Below are 22,660 nucleotides of genomic sequence, written 5' to 3' on the forward strand. Positions count from 1 at the left end.
GAAAAACGGAGACCGATTTGTGGTCCCTATTGCCCTAGTGCCCTATTCCCCTACTCCCGTATTCCCTTAGACGTCGGCTTTCGTCACCTGCCGCTGCTTGCCGAGCCCTTCGATGCCGAGCTCGATGATTTCGCCGGGCTTCAGGAAGCGCGGCGGCTTCATGCCGAGACCTACGCCAGGCGGCGTGCCGGTTGAGATGATGTCGCCGGGCAAGAGGCTCATGAACTGGCTGAGGTAGGAGACGAGAAAGGCGACGCCGTAGACCATGGTCTTCGTCGAGCCGTTCTGCATCGTCTCCCCGTTGAGCGTCAGCCACATCGGCAGGTTCTGCGGATCCGGCACCTCGTTCTTGGTCACCAGCCACGGCCCGATCGGGCCGAAGGTGTCGCAGCTCTTGCCTTTCGTCCACTGACCCTGGCGCTCGGCCTGGAAGGCGCGCTCCGACACGTCGTTGACCACGCAATAGCCGGCGACATAGTTGAGTGCTTCGGCCTCGGTGACATACTTCGCCTTGCTGCCGATTACCACGCCGAGCTCGACTTCCCAGTCGGTCTTCAGCGAGCCGCGCGGGATCACGATGTCGTCGTCGGGGCCGACGATCGCCGAAGTGGCCTTCATGAAGATGATCGGCTCGGATGGCACAGTCGCGTTCGTCTCGGCGGCGTGGTCCGAATAGTTGAGCCCGATGCAGATGAACTTGCCGGTGCCGGCAACGCAGGGGCCAATGCGTGGATTGCCGTCGACCAGCGGCAGGCTCTCGAGGTCAATATTGGCGAGCGTGGCCAGCGAATCCGGGCTCAGCGCAGAACCGGCGATGTCGGACACATGGCCCGAGAGATCGCGAATCCGGCCGGCGCTGTCGAGCACACCGGGCCGCTCGCGCCCTGCCTCGCCGTATCTCAGTAGCTTCATAGAAAAAGTCCTCCAGATGTTTTCAGATCGTCCAGCCGCCGTCGATAGCGTAGGCTTGGCCGCTCGTATAGGTCGCGCCGGCAAGATAGACGGCAAGATCGGCGATCTCCTCGGGGGTGCCGATCCGCCCCATGGGCTGGCGCGCGACGAAGGCCTTGCGCGCCGCCTCGTAGTCACCCTGCGCCTTCAACCTGTCCTGTAGCGACGGGCTCTCGACCGTGCCCGGGCAGATCGCGTTGCAGCGAATCCCCTGCGCGACATAGTCGGCCGCCACGGACTTGGTGAGCCCGACGACCGCGGCCTTGGTGACTCCATAGGCGAAACGATTCGGCACGCCTTTGACGCTCCCCGCAACGGAGGCCATGTTGACGATGGCGCCCCCGCCCTGTGCGATCATGCCCGGGAGTACTGCGCGAATCGTGCGAACCATCGATTTCACATTGAGATCAAAGGCGAATTCCAGCTCCTCGTCCTTCATCTCCATTATGGAGCCCGAATGGACGAAGCCTGCGCAGTTGAAGAGGATGTCGATCCGGCCGATCTTCTTCACCGCAGCTTCGACCGCCGCCGTGTCGAGCACGTCGAGCCGCCTCGTCGTGATCCCCTTCTTGCCTGCAAGCTCAGCCAGAGTCTTCTCGTTGATATCGGTTGCGTGCACAGTCGCGCCGGCGCTCGCAAAAGCGAGCGCGCTCGCTTTACCGATCCCCTGCCCGGCTGCGGTTACAAGCGCGATCTTCCCTTCAAGATTTGCCATTTTCAGTTCCTGCTCAAATGGTTGACTGCCGGTCAGACCGGTTTGTTGCGCCGCTCTGCGATGAGGATGTGATCGGCGGCGAGCACCACCTCTCCGCGCTGATTCAAAACCTCGCAACGCTCGACAACGCGGCCTGCATCGCGCCGCTTCGGATCGTCTTCCTTCGAGGCGATGGTGACGCGCGTCTTGATCGTGTCGCCGATGAAGACCGGCCTGATGAAGCGCAGGCGATCATAGCCGTAGGAGAAGGCGACCGGATTGATGAGGCTGGCGGTCAGGCCGATGCCGATCGAGAAGATCATGGTTCCGTGTGCCACACGCTGGCCGAAAGGCGTCGTCCTGGCGAACTCGGCATCCATGTGATGCGGAAAGAAATCGCCCGTGTGGCCGGCGTGCACCACGAAATCGGTCTCCGTGATGGTACGGCCGGTGGTCGTCCGCACGTGGTCCAGTTCGTAATCCTCGAAATAGATCGCCTGCTCCATTTGCAACTTCACCCTTCAGGCTTCTTGGCGAGCGGCGTCGCGGGCGCAGCACTCGATTGGTAGGCTGCCTCGACCAGGGCCATGGTATTCCAGGCATCCTCGACGGAGCTCACCAGCTCGGCGTCCTCGCCTGCGGCGAAGCGCTGGACGTTGGCCATCCGGCCGACGAAGGCGTCCGGAAACCATCCGCCTTCGAGCGGCACGTTGATCCAGTCGCTGCCTCCCTTCGGGTAGATTTCCAGGATGTCCGGCTCGCCACGTGGATAGTCGAGGTTAACGCCGAGCTTCAAATAGGCAGCGCCTTCGGTACCGCAGATGCGGAACTCGCAGGCCTGGTATTTGCGCCCGAATTTATGGTCATGATTGATGGAAAGGGCGCAGCGAACACGCTCGCCATAGTCGAGGATCGCGCTTGTGCGCGTCTGCGCTATCGCGTGCGACGGGTGGCCGAGCGTCCTGGCGTGCACGCCCTTCGGGTCGCCGAGCAGCTGCCGGATGAGGTCGAGATAGTGGATCGAGTGCATGGCGATCTCGACCCGCGGAGCCTTGAGCAGGAACTCCCAAAGCTGCCAGGGCGTGGCGAGCGCCAGCCAGGCATCGAAATCGACAACTTCGCCAAGCCAGCCCTTGGCGATGGCGTCCTTCAGCGCCAGCATCATCGGCGCAAAGCGAAGCTGGAAATTGACGGCCGCCTTCAGTTCCCTGCACCGGCAGGTTTCCAGGATGCGGGTTGCATCGGCGAGATCGCCGCCCATCGGCTTCTGGATCAGCGCGACCGCGCCGCTGGGTAGCGCTTCCAGTACCTCGGCATGTCTAACCGGCGGCGTCGCGAGATCGAAAATCACGCCTTCGACCGAGGCCGCCTCCTCGATCGAGCGAAACGCCTTCACGCCCCACGCGGCTGCCAGCTTTTCGGCCTTGGCTTGGTCCGGATCGTAGAGCCCGGCAACCGGGAAGCCTGCCTTCTTGTAGGCCGGAAAATGCGCGTCGCCGACGATCGACCCGGCGCCAAAGGTGACGATGGGTCGAGGCGCTGACGGCTTTGGCCAGGATTGGACGAGAGAGGTTGGGTCAAAGGGCATGGGCAGGTCCGGCGCTTTCTGGAATACCCCTCATCCGTCTCGGCGCTACGCGCCGAGCCACCTTCTCCCACAAGGGGAGAAGGGGGAGCTTGGCATGAACGGTTGGGCAAATCGCGGAGCTTGGAGCTTGGCGGAAACGAGAATGCAGGTCTCCCCTTCTCCCCTTGTGGGAGAAGGTGACGCCGAAGGCGACGGATAAGGGGTACTCCGCGCGCGACGTTTCAATCATGATGGAACACCTCGTCCATCGAGGCCCACCATTCGCCTTCCTTGCGCGTCTCGAAGGGCTGCTGGCATGGCATGCAGACGGACCACCATTCCTGCGTCTTCGGGTCGGCGGCCATCTTCGCCATGTCGGCTTCGAAGTCGGTTCCGTGATATTCGAAATAGCTGAAGAGCAGATTCTCCGGCCGCTTCAGATAGATCGAATAGTTCTTGATGTTGCAGGCCGAGATCATATTCAGGACGTCGGGCCACACGGCCGCATGCAGCCGCACATATTCGTCGACCTTTTCAGGCTTGAGGCCCAGCACCATGCTCATCCGCTGCATCTTCCTACCCCGTTATCGCCGTGCTGAATTCGGCGACGCTTTTCGCATTTACCGCGTCCCAGTCCCAATCGATACCGATCCCCGGCTCGCTCGGCGCCAGCGCATGGCCATCCTCGATCTTCATGCGGCTGCCGGTGATCTCGTCGAGCTGCGGGATATACTCGACATATTTGCCGTTCTGAACCGCACAGACGAGGCTGACGTGGAGCTCCATCAGGAAATGCGGGCAGACGGGTATGTCGAAAGCCTCCGCCGCATGCGCCACTTTCAGCCAGGGCGTGATGCCCCCGATGCGGCCGACGTCGACCTGCACGATCGAGCACGCGCCCTTCTGCATATACTCGCGGAAGTGCCTGATCGAATAGAGGGATTCCCCGATCGCCACCGGCGTTGCGGTCGATGACGACAGCCGGACGTGACCGTCTATGTCGTCGGCCGGCAGCGGCTCTTCGATCCATGCAAGGTCGAGTTCCCGCAGCCTTCCGGCACGGCGGATCGCCTCGTCGACGGCAAAGCCCTGATTAGCGTCGGTCATGATCTCGTAGTCCTCGCCGAGCGCCTTGCGAACGCCGGAAAGCCGGGCGAAATCCTCGGCACCGGTCGGCTTGCCGATCTTCACCTTTGACCCGCGGAAGCCTTTCGCCTTGGCCTGAAGGGCATCCTCGACCAGCGCCTCGGCCTCGATATGCAGCCAACCGCCCTCGGTCGTGTAGAGCGGGCAGCGGTCCTTCGCGCCGCCGGCGAGCTTCCAGAGCGGCAGGCCCTGCTTCCTGGCGCGCAGATCCCAGAGCGCCGTATCGATCGCAGCAAGCGCGATCGACGTGATTGCGCCGATCGTCGTTGCATGCGTTGCGAATTCAAGCTCATGCCAGATCGCCTCGATCATGTCCGCGTCGCGGCCGATCAGGCGCGGCGCAAGGTGATCGGCAAGAAGGCGCATGACCGACGAGCCGCCGGTCCCTATCGTATAGCTGTAGCCGGTGCCTTGCGCGCCATCTGCATCGGTGATGGTGACGATCGGCGTTTCCTGGCTGACAAAGCTCTGGATGGCATCGGTACGCTTCACCTTGGGGACGAGGTCCACCATGCGGAGCTCGATTTTCTCGATCTTTGCCATCGTCAGGCCCTCAGAGATTTGCCGGTTTCGGCATCGAACAGGTGCGCCTGCGAGAGGTCGAGGCTGAGCTTCACCTTCTCGCCGGCTTTCAGCGGTTTCGGGTTCAGCATGCGCGAAACCCAATCCTTCCCGTCAAATTCGGCGAAGACCAGCGTTTCGTTTCCAAGCGGCTCGGTCACTGTAACCGGCAGCTCGATCTCATGCACGTCCGAAACCTCGCCCGAATGGATGCCGTGCCCCGTGGGATAGACGTCGTCGGGGCGCAGTCCGAACACGACCTTGCGGCCGGCTTGCACATTCGCCTTGAAATGGCCGGGCAACGGCAGCCGCGTGCCGCCTGCGAATGCAAGCGCGCCGTCGTCGACCGTCGCATCGGTCAGGTTCATCGGCGGCGAGCCGATGAACCCGGCAACAAAACGCGTCTCCGGGCGACGGAATACCTCGTCGGGCGTGCCGACCTGCTCGATATGGCCCTCGCGCATGATGACGATGCGGTCCGACAGCGTCATCGCCTCGACCTGGTCGTGCGTGACATAGATAACCGTGGAGTTGACCTTGGCGTGCAGCTTCTTGATCTCGGTGCGCATCTGGGTGCGCAGCTTCGCGTCGAGGTTCGAGAGCGGCTCGTCGAACAGGAAGACATCGGGGTCGCGCACGATGGCGCGGCCCATGGCGACACGCTGGCGCTGGCCGCCGGAGAGCTGCGAGGGCCGCCGCTCCAGCAGATGGTCGAGACCGAGGATCGCCGACGCTTCGGCGACCCGGCGGTCCATCTCCTCCTTCGGCGCGCCCGCGATCTTCAGCGAGAAACCCATATTCTCACGCACCGTCATGTGCGGATAGAGCGCGTAGGACTGAAAGACCATCGAGATGTTGCGCGAACGCGGCGGCAGGTCGTTGACGACGCGGCCGCCGATCTCGATCAGCCCCTCGCTGATCTCCTCGAGGCCTGCGATCATGCGTAGCGTCGTCGACTTGCCGCAGCCAGAAGGTCCGACCAGCGCGATGAACTCGCGATCGCGAACTTCGAGGTCGATGCCGTGCACCACGGGCGTCGCGCCATAGCGCTTGAAAAGCTTCTTGAGCGAAACAGTTGCCATGAATTCAGCCCCTAGATTCAGCCCTTGACCGCGCCCGACGTAAGGCCGGAGACGAGGTGCTTCTGGACGATGAAGGTGAGAATAAGCGCCGGGATGATCATAACGACGGCGAGCGCGCACATGCCGCGCCAATCGATGGTGAACTCGGCCGTGTAGTCGAGGAGCCCGACCGGCAGCGTCTTCGAGTTGATCGAACGCGTAAGCTGCGAGGCGAGCGCAAATTCGTTCCAGGACGTCAGGAACGCAAAGATAGCGGACGAAGCGATACCCGGTCCGGCAAGCGGGAACTCAACCTGCCAGAAGGCCTGCCATCGCGTGCAACCGTCGATCTGCGCGGCTTCGGCAAGATCCTTGGGCACCTGGCGGAAGAAGCCGTCGATCAGCCAGATCGTGAAGGGTACGTTGAGCGCCACATAGGCGAGGATCAGCCCGAAATGGCTGTCGATCAGGCCGAGGCGAGCATAGACGAAGAAGAGCGGAAGCGACAGCGCGATGCCGGGCACGGTGCGCGTCAGCATCAGGCCGAGGAACCAACCCGACTTGCCGCGGAAGCGGTAGCGCGCGAAGGCGTAGCCGCCGGCCATGCCGATGACGATCGCGATGAAGGTCGAGGTGACCGAGATGATCAGCGAATTGCGGAAATAGTCGAGCACCGGAATGCCGCCCTTCCCCACGCCGCTGAACATGTTGATGTAGGCGTCGAGCGAGACCTCCTGAGGGATCCAGACCGGCGGCTTCGCCATGATCTCGACGGTTGGCCTGAGCGACGACAGCACGATCCAGATGCCTGGCATCAGGATGATCAGCATCGCCAGGAACAGCCCCACGGCGTGCGCGGCGCTCAGCGCACGACGCCTGAGCCTGTGGGTGGCGTTCTCGTCCATCCTCACCACTCGGCTCCGATCTGCGTGCGCGCCGCGGCAAGCTTGCGGAAGAAATAGACGGTGAAGAGGACCGACAACAGGATCGAGAAATAGGCCATGGCGTTCGCCAGCCCCATCTTGGCGTCGCTGTAGCCGGTCCGCGCGACCAGCGTCCAGACGAGCTCGGTCCGACCGGCCGGCCCGCCATCGGTCATGATCTTCACGATGTCATAGGCGCGCGCCACGTCGAGCGAGCGGATCGTCATGGCGATGAAGGCGAACGGCATGACGAAGGGCCAGGTCACATAACGGAAGGTCTGCCAGGCGGTGCAGCCGTCGACGCGCGCGGCCTCGACCGGCTCGCGCGGCATGGCGAGCAACCCGGCGAGGATGAGGATCGCGAAAACCGAGGTCGACGACCAGATTTCGGCGACCAGGATGGCGATGAAGGCGAGATGCCCCTCGATCAGCCACGGAATAGCCTGGTTGATCAGCCCCAGCGACTGCAGTGCATTGTTCACCAGGCCGATATTGTCGTTGAACATGAACTTGAACTGGAACCCGACGAGGATCGGCGAGAACATCATCGGGAACATCATGATGGTGCGCAGCACGCGCTGGCCCCGCGAAGCCTTCTCGACGAGCAGCGCAAGACCGAGGCCGAGCAGCATTTCGAGGTTGAGTGCGACCGTGAGCAAAAGGATCGTGCGGCCGAAAGCGATCCAGAAATTCCAGTCCGAGACGATGTTCAGGTAGTTGCGAAAGCCGGTGATGACGAAGAAGGTCTCAGGCTTGGTGAGCCGGAACGGCGTGAAGCTCGAATAGAAGGAAAGCGCGAGCGGCACGACCACCACGGCAGCCAGCACGACAATTGCCGGCAGCAGCAACAGGAACGGCGCTGAGGGTCTCCAGCCTTTCATATCACCCAATCGCAGTATCGGAGCGAGGCGGGCGAAGCCGCGCATTCACCATCCCGCCACACACGGGTATCGGCAAGAACGCTCGCTCATTGTTAAAATGGAAACGGGAGCGCCTTCGCTCACGAAAGCGCCCCCGCTGAAGTCTCCTTAAAGCTTGCCGGCTTCCTCGAGGATTTCCGTCGCCTTGGCGGCAGCATCGTCGAGGGCCTGCTTCGAGGTCTTGTCACCTAGGATAGCAGCCTGCAGCTCGGGATAGACCGCGTTGGAGATCTCGATCCATTCCGCCGTCTGCGGCACCGGGAAGGCGTTCTGCGCGGCCTCCTGGAAGGCCGTCAGCACTTCCTTCTTGTATGGATCGCTGGCGGCCTGCTCGATGTCCCACTGCCACACTGCGGTGCGGGTGGGCAGTGGACCGGTAGAAGCCTCGAGCTTCTGACTGTCCTCATTGGTGAGGAACCAGACGAGCGAGGCTGCAGCCTCCTTGCTGGCGCAGTTTTCAGTGACCGAGAAGCCATGATGGCCGGACCAGCCCGTACGCTTGCCGGAGGAGCCCTTCGGCTGCACCTTCACGCCGACATTGCCGGCAACCTTGGACGACTTCGGATCGTTAAAGAAACCGGCCCAGCCCGGCCAGTCGAGGTTGAGCGCGATCGTGCCCGAAGCGAAGCCCTGGCCGAGATCGTCCCACAAATAGTTGGTGGTGCCTGCCGGCACGGCCTTCGCCTTATAGAGATTGACGAACCAGTCGAGCGCGCGCACGCCGGCTTCCGAGTTGAAGGCTGGCTTGCCATCCTTGTCGAGATATTCGCCGCCCTCGGCGACCAGCATCTCGTAGAACCGGCCGTTGATCGCCTCTTCCTTGCCGGCGAACTGCGTGCCGTAGAAATCCGGCGGGCTGGCAAAGAACTCGGCCTGCCTGGCGACCTCTTCCCAGGTATCCGGCGGAGCGAGCTCTACGCCGTACTTCTCCTTGTAAGCGGCCTTCTTGGCTTCGTCCTGATAGAGGCTCTTCTGGTAGTAGAGCGCCGACACGTCGAACTGCGCGCGCGGCAGCATGACCAGCTTACCGTCGAGCGTCGAGGCCTTGATGGTGGACGGCACGAAGGCATCGATCTCTTCCTTCGGCAGGAGCGCGGCAAGGTCGGTATATATACCGGGATATTGCGGCGCGAAGGACGAATGGTTCGAGGCGACGCACCAGGTGATGCTGCCCGAAGCAATGTCGGACTTGATTTCCTTGTCGAGCTCGAAATGATTCTTCTTGGAGATGACGTTGACCTTGGCCCCCGTCAGCTTCTCCCACTCACCGATGCGCTCATAGAGCTTTTCATACTGCTGACCGCCGATGAGCTTTGCGTCGATGGTAACGCCCTCGAATTTGCCGGGCAGGTCGGCCGCTTGAGCCCAACCGCCCAAGGCGAACAAAATCGCGCCGGTCGCGGCGCCGCAAAGCAGTCTGTTCATAATATCCTCCCCAATTGGGCGCGAGCCGATCATTCCGGCCTTCGGTTTCAAGCAATCTCACTTATGAGTGCTTCATTCATATACAAACAGCTTCGGACTTGACTCGTCAAGCCGAAAGTTCCTTGCTGTGTGCAGTCGTGTCCGTATATGAAATGGCAAATTCACTGGAGGAGGACGGTGGACGAGGAAGATGAAGACCGCTACCGCGCGCCGGCGCTGGACAAGGGTCTCGATATTCTCGAGCTGCTGGCAGGCATTGACGGTGGCCTGACGCAGGCCGAGATCGCCAAGCGGCTCGGCCGCAGTCCGAACGAGTTCTATCGCATGCTCGACCGGCTGGTGCGGCGTGGCTATGTGACCCGGAACGACGGTGATCGCTACTCTCTGACGTTGAAGCTCTTCGGGCTGGCGCAGCTTCATCAGCCCGTGCGCCGTCTGGTCTCCTTCGCAACGCCGCTGATGAGCGAGCTTGCCGAGACCTCGCACCAGGCAAACCAACTCGTCGTGTTCGACCGCGGCTCGGCAGTGGTGATCGCCCAACAGGAAGCGCCGGGCTATTGGGGAATCTCAATCCGTGTCGGCTCTCACATCAGCCTGTTCGATACCGGCTCCGGCCATGTGCTGCTTGCCTTCCGCTCCGACGAGCAGCGGCGGATGATGATTGCCGAGAATGCCAAGAACGGCGAAACGCCGCCGGTCACGCCGGAATTCCTGGCCCGACTGGACCAGGTTCGCGATCGCGGCTACGAGATGATGGCGAGCATGCAGACCGCCGGCGTCTTCAACCTTTCGGCGCCGGTGCTCGGCCCCGACGGCAGGGCGATCGCGGCGCTCACCATTCCTTACATTACCCTGGTCAACGTGCCTTCCGCGCCAAACATCAACGAGACCGTGCATCTCCTGCTCCGGATGGCGGAACGGCTGTCACGGCTCGCCGGCTCGGACGTCGTGCAGGACAGGACCAATGGCGAGTCAGTCGGCAAGTGAAAATTCTTATTTGAATGTCGCATTCTCCGGCGGAACTTGATCGGAGTGCAGTCTAGGAGGAGCCTTCCGTCATGATCATCGACACACATTTGCACGTCATCGACCAGTCGACGCTGAGCTATCCATGGCTCTCCAGTGAACCGGCCCTCAATCGCGATTTTTTCTACGAAACCTATGCACGCGAGGCGCGCCGCGCCGGCATATCGACGACGCTGCACATGGAAGTCGATGTCGCGGAGAAGGACATCGAGGCCGAGACCAGCTATATCGGGAGGCTATCCCAGCAATCCGGCAGCCTGCTCGCCGGAGCGATCGCCGCCTGCCGGCCGGAAGACACGAGCTTCGCCGCCTATCTCGAACGGCAGAAGGCCAATCCCTTCGTGAAAGGCTTTCGCCGCGTGCTGCATGTCATGCCGGACGAGCTGTCGGAGAGCACCCTCTTCCGCGAAAACGTGAAGCGGCTGTCAGGTTCGGGTCTCACCTTCGATCTTTGTGTGCTTCCCCGGCAGCTGCCGAAGGCGATCGCGCTGATCGATCTCGCGCCGGACGTCCAGTTCGTTCTCGACCATTGCGGCGTGCCGGACATCAAGGCCGACGCGCAGCACCCCTGGCGAGAACACATGACAGAGATCGCCAGGCGGCCGAACGTGGTCGGCAAGATTTCGGGCGTGGTTGCCTATGCCGATCCGGAAAACTGGACTGTCGAGACGTTGAGGCCCTATGTCGAGCACACGATTGGCGCGTTCGGCTGGGACCGTGTCGTGTGGGGCAGCGATTGGCCGGTCTGTACGCTTGGCGGCGGGCTTTCCACCTGGGTTGGGGCGACCCATGCACTCATTGCCGGCGCGAGCGCCGAGGAGAAAGCCAAGCTGCTGTCGGGCAATGCGAAGCGGATCTGGAAGCTGAAGTAGGCTCAGGCAAGTAAGCTCAGGGCCAGTTTGCTTTTTTCCGCTTATGCTACACTTGAACCGGCGCCGCTTCTCTGCGGAAAAAAGTAAACCGTCCTGGGCACTTATCCGTCCCGGCACTTACCTGACAAAGCTCTCCCGGAACAGCAGGTTGAGGTCGTCGACGACCCGGCCGGCGTCATGTCCGGCGAGCAGCCCCTCATTGATCCTGTCGGAGCCAGCTTGCTGGAAGCCCATATAGCCGTCGTGGCGTGGCCTGACCCACGCCCCTTCGAGCGTCTCGCGCGTTGCTCTATAGAACTGGCCCGTTGCTGAATTGACCGCATCATCGTCCCAGGCAGCGGCGTGACCGGGCTGTCCGCCGGCCACGGCATAGGGACCACGCTGCACGTCGGCGCTTGCAACCCAGTAGGCAAAGTCGATGGCAGCGTCCTGCGCCTTGGAGAAGGATGAGACTGCGATGCCCGTGCCGCCGAGCGCCGAGCCGATAGGGCCTGATTTTCCGGCGACCGGGATGTCGGCAAAGGCGATGCCGTGCGGCCGGAAGCCGTCGATCGCGTAATTCACATAGCCGTAGATCAGCGGCGCGCAGGCGACCTCGGAACTCTCTTTCGCCATGCGCTCCGACACGGCGATCGGATCCATGTCGAAGCAGACCGGATCGACCAGCGAAGCAATTTCGCGGATCATTTCGAAGATGGCGGTGCCAGCTTCGCGACCGATCAGATCGCCGCGGTCGGTAGCGCAGGGCGTGCCGAGATTTGCGGCGAGCGTGAAGAAAGTCATCAGCACATGTGGAGGCTTGAGCGGCAGGAGCACCCTGCCCTGCCCTGCCAGCTCCAGCACCTCGCTCCACCGGGTCGGCGCTGCCGCCAATAGATCGGGCCGCCAGGCCTGCACCTGCGTGGCTGCATCGATCGGGAAGGCCCATTGCCGGCCTTGCCATTCATAGCTCGGATAGGATCTGCCCACGCTGCCGGCGGCCAGCGCCTCGCGTTCGGCCTCGCGGCCCGCCACGTCGAGAGGCGCGAGGCAGCCCTCGGCAGTGATCTGGCCGACATGCGGATGGTCGATGACGATCAGATCGTAGGCGCGGGCAAGGTCCTCGACCGGGAAGGATTCGAAATCCTGCAAGGAGCGTTTGTCCCAGTTGATTTCGACGCCGGCTTTTTCTTTCCAAAGCGCCGAGCAGGCGACCATCGGGTCGTAGCCGCGCGGATGGCTCCAGGTCATGCCCTTCAAAGTGATGGTGCTCACAAGCCGAACTCCTTGCGGATGTCGTCGCTGTGCTCGCCGATGCGCGGGGCGGCGCGCTCGACCTTCATCCGTTTGCCATTGACACGCAGCGGCGACCGTGTGGTGAGGATCGAGACGGCATCCTCGCGCGTCACCGTCTGCAGCATATCGAGCACGCGGAAACCTTCGTTTTCCATAAGCTCCGGCCAGGTCAGCACCTTGGCGCACCAGATGTCGGCCGGCTCGAGGATGGAGAGCCACTCGGCGATGGTCCTGGTGGCGATCCTGGCGGCGATGATCTTCTTGATGTCGTCGCGCTCACTGAACCAGCTCGATGGCTGGTCGCGGTAGGCGCCGAGCTCGTTTGCCAGGCCGAGCAGGTCGGCGAGCTTGCCGATCGGCATCATGGCGACGGCGAGATAACCGTCCTTGGCCGGATAGACGCCGTAGGGCGCCGACAGATAGGCATGCGCGCTGCGGAAAGACGAGCGCTTCGGCGGCCGCCTGCCATCGTTAAGATAGGTGGTGAGCACCTCGAACTGGAAGTCGACCAGCGCCTCGAGCAGGCTGGTCTGGACATGGCTGCCTTTGCCGGTGACGCCGCGTCGCACCAGCGCGGCGAGGATGCCCTGGCAGGCGGCCGCGCCGGCCAGCATATCGCCGACGGCAAGTCCGAACGGCACCGGGCCCTGCTCTTCGTCGCCATTCAGCCACATCACGCCGGAGCGCGACTGGGCGAGCAGATCCTGGCCCGGCCGAGCCACCCAAGGTCCTTCCTCGCCATAGCCGCTGATCGAGGCATAGACGATCTTCGGGTTGATTTTTCTCACCGTCTCATAATCGAGCCCGAGCCGCTCGATCACGCCGGGCCGAAAATTCTGGATGAGCACGTCGACCTGTGACAGCAGCTTCTTCAGCCGCGCCATGTCGGCGGCATCCTTGAGATCGATGGCGAGGCTCTCCTTGCCGCGGTTGATGGCGTGGAAGATGGTCGAATCACCACCGATCTCGGTGTCGGACAGATAGAGCCGGCGCGACAGGTCGCCGCCGTCGGGCCGCTCGATCTTGATGACGCGAGCGCCCAGGTCGAGTAGCCTCAGCGAGCAGTACGGCCCCGACAGGAACTGGCTCATGTCGACCACGATAAGGCCTGCTAGCGGCAGTTCGTCTCCACTATTCATGACAGATTATTTCTCGGTCTTGCCGGTAAAATCGGCGGGATTCTTGTACTTCACGGTCTGCAGATGCTCGCAGTAGAGGACGAGCTCGCCTTCGCCCTTGAATACCTCGTAGCTTGCGCGGATCAGCCCCATTTCCTGGTAGCGAGGCTTCTTATCGAGGTTGGTGCGGATCGTGTAAATCGTGTCGCCGATGAAGACCGGCTTGATGAAGCGTAGCTTGTCATAGCCGTAGGAGAAGGCATTGACGCAGTTGGTTGCGACGAGCCCGAGCCCGGCCGAGAAGACGAAGGCACCGGCGATCAGCCGCTTGCCGAAGATACCCTCCCGTTCCGCGAACATCTGGTCCTGCACATAGGGATGGATGTCGAGCACCAGCGCGTTGAAAAGATGGCTATCCCCTTCGGCCATGGTGCGTCGCAGAGAACGGATCTTCTGGCCGACCGGCCAGTCTTCGTAGAACCAGTTCTCCGCATTCCAGACCGGAATGGCGGCATGCTCGGCCGGCATGTCGGCCGGAAAAGTCGAAGATACTCCGACGGTTGGCGCGGCGGCTCCTCCGCTCACCGGTTGATCTGGCGACGATTCGGCCACCAACTCACCTCCTCCTCAATTCTTCTTATGTAAATGATACTTTCACATATGAGTTGAAATCGCAAGGGCCATCCGAAATCTCCAGGGCCTCCCGGGCACAGTCGACGGCAATGACGGCGGCCCACCCCTTTGGTCTCGTTGAGAATTTCCGGGACTGGCCTTTGGGTTAACCTGCCAATGTGCCACGTTAGGGCCGAGACGGTGCCCCAGACAGGCGAGTATTTATGGAAGTCTTCACCGCCGCCGGCCTTTCGGCCCTGCTTCAGGTCGTCGCCATCGACCTGGTCCTGGCTGGCGACAATGCCGTCGTGATCGGCATGGCGGCTGCCGGCTTACCGAAGGAACGGCGCCGCAAGGCGATCATGATCGGCGTCATCGCGGCGACGGCACTGCGCATATGCTTTGCGGCGATCACACTGCAGCTCTTGCAGATACTCGGTCTCCTGCTCGTCGGTGGTCTGCTCCTGCTCTGGGTCTGCTGGAAGATGTGGCGGGAGATCCGGACCACGGCAGCGGAGAGGCATGCGGCCCTGACCAACGTCGACGACGACAAGGACGGCTCGGTTGAAGGCGGCGCACGGCGGAAGACCCTCATGCAGGCCGCCACGCAGATCGTGATTGCCGATGTCTCGATGTCGCTCGACAACGTGCTCGCAGTGGCCGGAGCGGCGCGGGACCATCCGACGGTACTCGTCATCGGGCTCATTCTGTCGGTGGCGCTCATGGGCGTTGCCGCCAACTATATCGCGCGGCTGCTGAACCGCGTTCCTTGGATCGCCTATATCGGCCTTGCGATCATCCTCTATGTCGCGCTCAACATGATCTATCACGGTGCGCTTGAAGTCTGGCCTGTCGTCCAGGACACGACGTCATAGAGAGGTTCCCCGCCGCCGAAACAGGGATCAACCCATTCATCCGCGCTGATCCGGGCGGCCGGATCGTTCAACGGACGGAAGGAAATTCGCAGCAGGGCGAGCCGCCAGGTAAGCATGATCGCGTGCACCATCGCGGCAACATGTCCTTGTCGGGGCGGTTACAGCGGCAAGCTCTTGTGCTAGTTGGCCGTCTTTCTCGAAAAGACCGAAACCGGAAGCAGAGATCATGTCCGCCCCACGCGTCAGTTTCGTTAGCCTGGGCTGCCCAAAGGCGCTCGTCGATTCCGAGCGGATCATCACCCGGCTGCGCGCCGAAGGCTACGAGATCGCCCGGAAGCATGATGGCGCCGACCTCGTCGTCGTCAACACGTGCGGCTTCCTGGATTCGGCTCGCGACGAATCCCTGAAGGCGATTGGCGACGCGCTGTCCGAGAATGGCCGCGTGATCGTCACGGGCTGCCTCGGCGCCGAGCCGGAGGTGATCCGCGACAAGCATCCGAACGTGCTCGCCATCACCGGGCCTCAGGCCTATGAGAGCGTGATGTCGGCTGTGCACGAGGCCGCGCCGCCCGTTCACGACCCCTTCCTCGACCTGCTTCCGCCGCAGGGGGTGAAGCTCACGCCGCGCCATTACGCCTATCTGAAGATCTCCGAGGGCTGCAACAACCGTTGCTCCTTCTGCATCATCCCTTCGCTTCGCGGCGACCTCGTCTCGCGGCCCATAGCCGACGTGCTGCGCGAAGCCGAAAAGCTGGCAAAGGCAGGCGTCAAGGAGATACTCGCCATCTCGCAGGATACCAGCGCCTATGGCGTCGACATCAAGTACCAGCCGAGCATCTGGGGCGAACGGGAGATCCGCGCCAAATTCATCGAGCTCGCCCGGGAACTCGGCGAGCTCGGTGTGTGGGTTCGACTCCACTACGTCTATCCCTACCCGCATGTCGACGAGGTGATCCCGCTGATGGCCGAGGGCAAGGTGCTGCCCTACCTCGACATCCCGTTCCAGCATGCTTCACCAACGGTGCTCAAGAACATGCGCCGGCCCGCGCATCAGGAGAAGACACTCGAGCGCATCCGCCGCTGGCGCGAGATCTGCCCGGACCTTGCTGTTCGCTCGACCTTCATCGTCGGGTTCCCCGGCGAGACGGAGGAGGATTTCGAACTGCTGCTCGACTGGCTCGACGAGGCGAAGATCGACCGCGCAGGCTGCTTCAAATACGAGCCGGTCAAAGGCGCGCGCTCAAACGACCTCGGGCTCGACGAAGTGCCTCAGGAGGTCAAGGAGGCGCGCTGGAAGCGCTTCATGACGCGACAGCAGAAGATCTCGGCGGACTTGCTCAAGAAGAAGGTCGGCAAACGGCTGCCGGTCCTGATCGACGAAGCAAACGGCACGGTCGCCAAAGGCCGCTCCAAATACGACGCTCCCGAGATCGACGGCAACGTCCATATCGAGGCGCGCCGGCCGCTGCGCACCGGCGACATTGTGACGGTCAAGATCGATCGCGCCGATGCGTATGATTTGTATGGCCAGGCGGTTTAGCTGACCGTCACCTCCGGTAAGGAACGATCTTGAGGCTGTCGTAACCCGGATTGGCCTCCAGATAATCCTTGGCAGCGAAAAACAGGTCCTGGACAGCGTCCTCGTCATAGAACGGATCGTCCTTTGAGAGGGCGAGGTCGGTCTCTACGACATAGATCGACCTCAGGTCGATCGAATCCCACCGCATTGTCGGGCGGGTAGCCAAGACGTGAGGATGTTCGAGCAATTGAACCTCCTGTAGCATCATACCGTCGAAATCCGGGCGCAGCCTAGCCCCTCCCCGCGAATGGCGGCGGAGTCACATGCTGCGCCAGTTCAGCTTCTTTGGCGGCGTAGCGCCGGTAAGCCGGCCGGTCGGTGGCACGTGCGACGTAATCCTTGAAGACAGCAAGCGCCGGAAGCACCTTCAGGATGTTCATCGTGAAGTTGATGCCGCCGGCGAGCTGCGTGTCGGCTGCGGTGAAGCTCTCGCCTACGGCATAGGGCTGTCTCGACAACAGCTTCTCGAGGTTCGTGACCATGTCATCGAACAGGCCGAAGGAGAAGTTGTTGCTGACATACTGCCATCCTTGCGCCCTGGCAGCGACCGCTGGGTCGAAGACGGAATCGCAATAGACCAGCCGGGTGAGATAGGCGGCCCGGCGACCGTCACCGATCGGCGGAGCGAGCCCCGCCTCGGGGAAAGTGTCGGCGAGATAGATGCAGATCGCCGCGCGCTCCGTCACGATCGTGCCATCATGCTCGATCGCCGGGACCTTCTTGTTCGGCTGGATCTCGCGATAGCTCTCGGGCACGCCGCCAGGTGCGCGGATATCGACGATTTCAATCTCATACGGCTGGGCGAGCTCTTCGAGCAGCCAGAACACGGTCGACGCTCGCGACCAGGGCGCGCAGTAGAACTTCAACATTGCGGCTTTCCTCGCTGCTTTTCACGTCTTTATAGCAAAGCGCTCCTGACAACATTTTGTCAGGAAGCTTGGCAGGAGTCCGAGGAAATTTGTGAACTGCCGAATGCTGCGAAACGCCCGTCAAAAAGAAAGGGCGCCATAGGCGCCCTCTCTCAACCCACGAGGGTAAAAGCTTACTGCGGCAGCTTGTCGTCCACGCCTTTCACGTAGAAGTTCATGCCGAGCAGCTCGGCATCCGTAGCGACCTGGCCGTCCTTCAGCCATTCCGAGCCGTCTTGCTTGGCGATCGGTCCGGTAAAGGGATTCCAGCCGTCGGCAATCTTCTTCTCTGTCGCCTCGGCCATGGCCTTCACATCGTCGGGCATGTTGGTGAAAGGCGAAAGCTTGACCGCACCATCCTTGATGCCGAGCCAGACATCGCCCGCCTTCCAGGTGCCGTCGAGAACGGCTTTGACGCGCTCGACGTAATAGGGGCCCCAATTGTCGGTGTTGGCGGTCAACTGCGCCTGCGGCGCGAATTTGAGCATGTCCGACGACTGACCGAAGCCATGCAGCTTGCGCTCCTCTGCGACCTGCAGCGGTGCGGTCGAATCGGTATGCTGGACGATGATGTCGGCGCCCTGGTCGAACAGCGCCTTGGCGGCGTCGGCTTCCTTGCCGGGATCGAACCAGGAGTTCACCCAGACGATCTTGGCCTTGAAGTTCGGATTGATCGACTGCGCGCCGAGCATGAAGGAGTTGATGCCCATCACCACTTCAGGGATCGGGAAGGAGACGATATAGCCGGCCGTCCCGGATTTCGACACCTTCGCCGCAATCTGGCCCATCACGTAGCGCCCTTCGTAGAAGCGGGCGTTGTAGATGCTGAGATTGTCAGCTGTTTTGTAACCGGTGGCGTGCTCGAACTTCACGTTCGGAAATTTCTTGGCGACCTTCACCATCGAATCCATGAAGCCGAAGGAAGTGCCGAAGATGATTTTGCAGCCTTCGCGCGCAAGCCGCTCGAAGGCGCGATCGGCGTCGGGGCCCTCGGCAACATTCTCAAGATAGGAGGTCGTGACCTTATCGCCGAGCTCCTTTTCGACCTCAAGGCGACCTTGGTCGTGCTGGTAGGAATAGCCGAAGTCGCCGATCGGACCGACATATACCCAGCAGGCTTTGAGCTTCTCCTGGGCTTGCGCAGACGCGGCGAGCGCCAAGACCGCTCCCGTCGTCATCGCTGCGAGCATGAATTTTCTCATTTCAGTCACACCTCTCTGTAGGTTTTGCGAGTTGGTTCTTCTTGTTTTGTCGGCACCGGCCCTGTCAACGGCCTCGTTGTCAACGGCCTTTCTATCAACGGTCTGGCACGAACGCCCGGCCGAGCGAGGCGGGTGTGTTCATCATCGTCAGCCGCCTGTTGCGCGAGATTAGAACGAGAACGAGGATCGTTGCCAGATAGGGAAGCGAAGAAAGGAACTGCGCGGGCACCGATTTTATGACGCTCGCCAGCCAATAGAGTGGTCCCGGCAGGAAAGCGAGGTCCGCGAGGTTTGTCGCCTGGATGTGCAGCTGTGCGATCGTGATCGCGCCGAAGAGATACGCGCCGGCAAGCACCCGCCAGGGCCGCCACGATGAAAAGACGACCAGCGCCAGCGCAATCCACCCTCGGCCGGCGGTCATGTTCTCAACCCATTGCGGTGTATAGACGAGCGACAGATGCGCGCCCGCCAGCCCGGCACAGGCACCTCCGAACATCACCGCCAGGTAACGGATGCCGATGACGTCGATGCCGAGCGCATGCGCGGAACTGTGGTTGTCGCCGATCGAGCGCAGTGTAAGCCCTGCTCGCGTGCGGAACAGGAACCAGGCGACACCGGCGGTAAGCAGGATCGAAATGTAGAAGAGCGGGTCTTCCCCGAAGATGAACTTGCCGATCACGGGCAGGTCCGAAAGGATGGGAATCGACAGGTTGCCGAGCCGCATGCCGGGCAGGCCGACGAAGCCTACGCCGAGCATTCCGGAAAAGCCCATGCCAAGCAGCGTCAGCGCGAGGCCGGTCGCGACCTGGTTGGTGACCAGCGTCAGCGTCAGAAAGCCGAACAGCAGCGAAAACAGTGCGCCGACGATGATCGCGGCAATTACCCCGAGCCAGGGCGAGCCCGTCGTCAGCGCGACGCCGAAGCCGGTGACGGCGCCCATCAACATCATACCCTCGACGCCGAGGTTGAGTACGCCCGAGCGTTCCACGACGAGTTCGCCGATCGCCGCGATCAGCAGCGGCGTCGAGGCTGTCGCTATCGTCAACAGGATGGCTTCAAGCGTTCCCATGCGCAGGCTCCAGGGCTTTGGCAGGAGAGGTCCTGACAAGGCGGATGCGGTAAAGGATCAGCGTGTCGCAGGCGAGCACGAAGAAGAGCAGCATGCCCTGGAAGGCGCGCACGGCCTTGTCGGAAAGTCCGATCGAGACCTGCGCGGCCTCGCCGCCGAGATAGGAGAGGCCAAGAACGAGCCCGGCGGCTACGATCCCAAGCGGGTTCAGCCGTCCGAGGAAAGCGACGATGATTGCCGTGAAGCCGTAGCCGGGCGAGATCGTCGGCTGCAACTGCCCGATCGCACCGGAGACTTCCGAAATGCCGGCAAGCCCGGCGAGCCCACCAGAGACGAGAAACCCGAAGAACACCATGCGCGAGGATGAGAAGCCGGCAAAGCGCCCTGCCCTGGGGCTTTGACCGAGCACCTTCACCTCGAACCCCTTAAGCGTCTTTGAAACGAGGAACCACATCACCAACGCAGCGACCAGCGCGAACACGAAGCCCCAGTTCGCGCGGCCCGACGCCGGGAAAATCTCCGGCAGCACGGCGCTGTCGTTGAACTGCACGGTCTGCGGGAAGTTGAAACCCTTCGGGTCGCGCCACGGCCCGCGCACGATCCAGTCGAGCAGGAGCTGCGCGACATAGACCAGCATCAGGCTGGTCAGGATCTCGTTGGTGTTGAAGCGCGTCTTGAGGAAGGCAGGGATAGCGGCATAGGCGGCGCCGCCGACAATGCCCATCAACAGCATCAACGGCAGCACGATCCACGATTCGAACGTCGGGAACACCACCGGCAGGATCGAGCCGACGATCCCGCCGACGATGAACTGGCCCTCGGCGCCAATGTTCCAGTTGTTTGAGAGGTAGCAGATCGATAAGCCAACGGCGATCAGGATGAGCGGCGCAGCCTTGATCGCAAGCTCGTGCAGTTGCCAGAAGTCATCGGGGTTCCAGAGGCCGCTGAGTGGCGCGACGAAATAGTAGTAGAGCGCCTCGATCGGGTTCTTGCCGAGGAGCGAGAACATGACGGCGCCGGCGACCAGCGTCAGACCGAGCGCGATGAAGGGCGACAGCACGCTGAACAGCGCCGAGCGCTGCGGCCGCTTGATCAGCTCGACGCGCATCACGCCACCTCTTTCACGTCATGTTCGACATGGCCGGGCTCGGCACCGCCCATCAGAAGGCCGATTTTCTCGAACGTCGCCTGCGCGATCGGCAGCGGTCTCGACAGCGTGCCATTGTGCATGACGGCGATCGCGTCGGAGATCTCGAACAGCTCGTCGAGGTCCTGGCTGATGACGAGCACCGCCGAGCCGCTGCGCGCAAGCTCGATCAGGGCCTGCCGGATGCGCGCGGCTGCACCTGCGTCGACGCCCCAGGTCGGCTGGTTGACGACCATCACGCTCGGCCGGCGATCGAGCTCGCGCCCGATGATGAATTTCTGGAGATTGCCGCCCGAAAGTGCGGCGGCCTCCGGATCCGGCGCGCTCTTCCGGACGTCCATCGCCTTTATGATGCGCTGGGCGGCGGCAGCGATCGCACCCGAATGCACGAAACCCGCTGCACCCAGGAAGGCTTTGCGGTCGGTCTTGTGGCGCGACAGCAAAAGGTTCTCTGAAAGAGTCATGCGCGGCGCAGCGCCGTGGCCGAGCCGCTCTTCCGGCACGAAGGCAGCGCCCAGGAGGCGTCTACCGGAAATCGCGAGGTGACCCGCGTCCCTGCCGCGGATACGGATGGAGCCGCCGTCCTGTTGCCGAACCTCTCCGGAGACGGCCTCGAACAGCTCGCCCTGGCCGTTACCGGCCACGCCGGCAATGCCGACCACCTCCCCGGCTTTCACCTCGAGATTGATATTCTTGAGCGGAATGGAGAACGGCGTCGCCGGCTTGCGGTCAAGGCCGCGGATCTCGAGCAATGCCGGGTGCGGAGCCGACTCCTCGACCGGCGGACGAACGACCTGCAGCACCTCGTTGCCGACCATCATGCGGGCGAGAGAGGCTGCCGTTTCCTTGCGTGGATCGCAGTGGCCGACCACCTTGCCGTGGCGAAGCACAGTGGCACGGTCGCACATGCGCTTCACCTCTTCGAGGCGATGCGAAATGTAGAGGATCGACTTGCCCTCGCTCCTCAGGCGCTCCAGCGTCTCGAACAGCTTGTCGGCCTCTTGCGGGGTCAGCACTGAAGTCGGCTCGTCAAGAATGATGAGCTCGGGTACCTGCAGCAGGCAGCGGATGATCTCGATGCGCTGGCGCTCACCGACGGAAAGATCCCCGACCAGCGAGTTGGGGTCGAGCGGCAGGCCATAGCCGTAGGAGAGCGCCTGCGCCTTAGCGGCGATCGTGCCGATCGGCGTCTTGTGGTCGAGCGAGAGCGCGATGTTCTCTGCGGCCGTCAGCGCTTCGAATAGCGAGAAATGCTGGAACACCATGCCGATGCCGAGCTTGCGCGCGGCACCGGGGCTCGCGATCCTGACCGGCTCGCCCTTCCAGCGGATCTCGCCTTCGTTCGGTTCGAGCGAGCCGAACAGCATCTTCACGAGGGTCGATTTGCCGGCGCCGTTTTCGCCGAGCAGCGCATGGATCTCGCCGCGCCCGATGGTCAGGTTGATGTGATCGCAGGCCGTCAGCGTACCGAATATTTTCGTGAGGCCGACGACCTCAAGCAGGTTCGCGGCCTCGGAGCCGTTCGCAGCACCCACGGTGCCTCCCAATCTGTTGCCAGATGTGTTCTATCGTTCCCGCCCACATCGTAGGCGCGCGCACCACTCCGGGCAAAGTACAGGCAACCTTGAAAGTGCTTAAAGTTCAGGACGGGTAATTTCAAGGCATAGGGACTGTTCAGGTAAGCGATTTCGCCGTTCTGTTAGGCGAATTTCCTGTACCCTTCCAGCCC

General features: G+C 62.3%; 23 protein-coding genes. 4 read left to right on the top strand and 19 right to left on the bottom strand.

Annotated features, from left to right (window positions below):
* Positions 1-66: 66 nt before the first annotated feature.
* The 10 genes from SAZ10_RS14630 to SAZ10_RS14675 all read right to left on the bottom strand — a co-directional run bounded on the left by SAZ10_RS14630 (position 67) and on the right by SAZ10_RS14675 (position 9,248).
* Complete coding sequence (locus SAZ10_RS14630) at positions 67-912, bottom strand: fumarylacetoacetate hydrolase family protein (protein ID WP_318609976.1); 846 nt, start codon at positions 910-912, stop codon at positions 67-69.
* A 22-nt stretch (positions 913-934) separates the two neighbouring features.
* Positions 935-1,666, bottom strand: a complete 732-nt coding sequence (locus SAZ10_RS14635) for an SDR family oxidoreductase (protein ID WP_318609977.1) — start codon at positions 1,664-1,666, stop codon at positions 935-937.
* A 32-nt stretch (positions 1,667-1,698) separates the two neighbouring features.
* Entirely contained in the window at positions 1,699-2,151 is a 453-nt protein-coding gene (locus tag SAZ10_RS14640; RefSeq protein ID WP_318609978.1) for a MaoC family dehydratase, read from the bottom strand.
* Between the two features lie 8 nt (positions 2,152-2,159).
* Positions 2,160-3,233: a Gfo/Idh/MocA family protein gene (locus SAZ10_RS14645; RefSeq protein WP_412535218.1), complete on the bottom strand. Its 1,074-nt coding sequence runs from the start codon at positions 3,231-3,233 to the stop codon at positions 2,160-2,162.
* 221 nt (positions 3,234-3,454) lie between these two features.
* Entirely contained in the window at positions 3,455-3,784 is a 330-nt protein-coding gene (locus SAZ10_RS14650; protein ID WP_318609979.1) for an L-rhamnose mutarotase, read from the bottom strand.
* Positions 3,785-3,788: 4 nt separating this feature from the next.
* Positions 3,789-4,901 (bottom strand): mandelate racemase/muconate lactonizing enzyme family protein, encoded by a 1,113-nt coding sequence (locus SAZ10_RS14655; protein ID WP_318609980.1) that lies wholly within the window; start codon positions 4,899-4,901, stop codon positions 3,789-3,791.
* Between the two features lie 2 nt (positions 4,902-4,903).
* Entirely contained in the window at positions 4,904-6,001 is a 1,098-nt protein-coding gene (locus tag SAZ10_RS14660; protein ID WP_318609981.1) for a sn-glycerol-3-phosphate ABC transporter ATP-binding protein UgpC, read from the bottom strand.
* A 17-nt stretch (positions 6,002-6,018) separates the two neighbouring features.
* Positions 6,019-6,885 (bottom strand): carbohydrate ABC transporter permease, encoded by an 867-nt coding sequence (locus tag SAZ10_RS14665; RefSeq protein WP_318610132.1) that lies wholly within the window; start codon positions 6,883-6,885, stop codon positions 6,019-6,021.
* A 2-nt stretch (positions 6,886-6,887) separates the two neighbouring features.
* Complete coding sequence (locus tag SAZ10_RS14670) at positions 6,888-7,784, bottom strand: sugar ABC transporter permease (RefSeq protein ID WP_318609982.1); 897 nt, start codon at positions 7,782-7,784, stop codon at positions 6,888-6,890.
* Between the two features lie 147 nt (positions 7,785-7,931).
* Positions 7,932-9,248: a sugar ABC transporter substrate-binding protein gene (locus tag SAZ10_RS14675; RefSeq protein WP_318609983.1), complete on the bottom strand. Its 1,317-nt coding sequence runs from the start codon at positions 9,246-9,248 to the stop codon at positions 7,932-7,934.
* 177 nt (positions 9,249-9,425) lie between these two features.
* On the opposite strand from SAZ10_RS14675, the gene SAZ10_RS14680 reads away from it, so the two are divergent.
* Both SAZ10_RS14680 and SAZ10_RS14685 read left to right on the top strand, forming a co-directional pair.
* A complete protein-coding gene (locus SAZ10_RS14680; RefSeq protein WP_318609984.1) occupies positions 9,426-10,235 on the top strand; it encodes an IclR family transcriptional regulator in 810 nt (269 codons plus the stop codon).
* Between the two features lie 71 nt (positions 10,236-10,306).
* Positions 10,307-11,146: an amidohydrolase gene (locus tag SAZ10_RS14685; RefSeq protein ID WP_318609985.1), complete on the top strand. Its 840-nt coding sequence runs from the start codon at positions 10,307-10,309 to the stop codon at positions 11,144-11,146.
* A 117-nt stretch (positions 11,147-11,263) separates the two neighbouring features.
* Here SAZ10_RS14685 and SAZ10_RS14690 read toward each other — a convergent pair whose 3' ends face one another.
* Genes SAZ10_RS14690 through SAZ10_RS14700 form a run of 3 tightly spaced genes read right to left on the bottom strand, consistent with a single transcriptional unit; the run spans position 11,264 to position 14,067 of the window.
* On the bottom strand, positions 11,264-12,400 hold the full coding sequence (locus tag SAZ10_RS14690) for an extracellular solute-binding protein (protein WP_318609986.1): 1,137 nt from the start codon (positions 12,398-12,400) through the stop codon (positions 11,264-11,266).
* The gene (locus tag SAZ10_RS14695) at positions 12,397-13,560 is read right to left on the bottom strand and encodes a CaiB/BaiF CoA-transferase family protein (protein WP_318609987.1); all 1,164 of its coding nucleotides are present in this window, start codon (positions 13,558-13,560) and stop codon (positions 12,397-12,399) included. The genes SAZ10_RS14690 and SAZ10_RS14695 overlap by 4 nt, the downstream gene beginning before the upstream one ends.
* A gap of 6 nt (positions 13,561-13,566) precedes the next feature.
* Positions 13,567-14,067, bottom strand: coding sequence for a MaoC family dehydratase (locus tag SAZ10_RS14700; protein ID WP_318610133.1), 501 nt, complete (start codon positions 14,065-14,067; stop codon positions 13,567-13,569).
* A gap of 308 nt (positions 14,068-14,375) precedes the next feature.
* On the opposite strand from SAZ10_RS14700, the gene SAZ10_RS14705 reads away from it, so the two are divergent.
* Complete coding sequence (locus SAZ10_RS14705; protein WP_318609988.1) at positions 14,376-15,026, top strand: TerC family protein; 651 nt, start codon at positions 14,376-14,378, stop codon at positions 15,024-15,026.
* 226 nt (positions 15,027-15,252) lie between these two features.
* Positions 15,253-16,566: a 30S ribosomal protein S12 methylthiotransferase RimO gene (gene rimO, locus SAZ10_RS14710; RefSeq protein WP_318609989.1), complete on the top strand. Its 1,314-nt coding sequence runs from the start codon at positions 15,253-15,255 to the stop codon at positions 16,564-16,566.
* Positions 16,567-16,573: 7 nt separating this feature from the next.
* Here rimO and SAZ10_RS14715 read toward each other — a convergent pair whose 3' ends face one another.
* From SAZ10_RS14715 to SAZ10_RS14740, 6 genes are all read right to left on the bottom strand, one after another.
* A complete protein-coding gene (locus SAZ10_RS14715; protein ID WP_318609990.1) occupies positions 16,574-16,792 on the bottom strand; it encodes a hypothetical protein in 219 nt (72 codons plus the stop codon).
* 43 nt (positions 16,793-16,835) lie between these two features.
* Positions 16,836-17,474, bottom strand: a complete 639-nt coding sequence (locus tag SAZ10_RS14720; RefSeq protein WP_318609991.1) for a glutathione S-transferase — start codon at positions 17,472-17,474, stop codon at positions 16,836-16,838.
* Positions 17,475-17,647: 173 nt separating this feature from the next.
* A complete protein-coding gene (locus SAZ10_RS14725; RefSeq protein ID WP_318609992.1) occupies positions 17,648-18,715 on the bottom strand; it encodes a BMP family ABC transporter substrate-binding protein in 1,068 nt (355 codons plus the stop codon).
* Between the two features lie 94 nt (positions 18,716-18,809).
* On the bottom strand, positions 18,810-19,784 hold the full coding sequence (locus tag SAZ10_RS14730; RefSeq protein ID WP_318609993.1) for an ABC transporter permease: 975 nt from the start codon (positions 19,782-19,784) through the stop codon (positions 18,810-18,812).
* Positions 19,771-20,892, bottom strand: a complete 1,122-nt coding sequence (locus tag SAZ10_RS14735) for an ABC transporter permease (protein WP_318609994.1) — start codon at positions 20,890-20,892, stop codon at positions 19,771-19,773. The genes SAZ10_RS14730 and SAZ10_RS14735 overlap by 14 nt, the downstream gene beginning before the upstream one ends.
* A complete protein-coding gene (locus SAZ10_RS14740) occupies positions 20,892-22,478 on the bottom strand; it encodes an ABC transporter ATP-binding protein (protein WP_318609995.1) in 1,587 nt (528 codons plus the stop codon). The genes SAZ10_RS14735 and SAZ10_RS14740 overlap by 1 nt, the downstream gene beginning before the upstream one ends.
* Positions 22,479-22,660: the final 182 nt, after the last annotated feature.

It is taken from the genome of Mesorhizobium sp. BAC0120 (assembly GCF_033542235.1).
In the GTDB taxonomy this organism is placed as follows: Bacteria; Pseudomonadota; Alphaproteobacteria; order Rhizobiales; family Rhizobiaceae; genus JAWRCU01.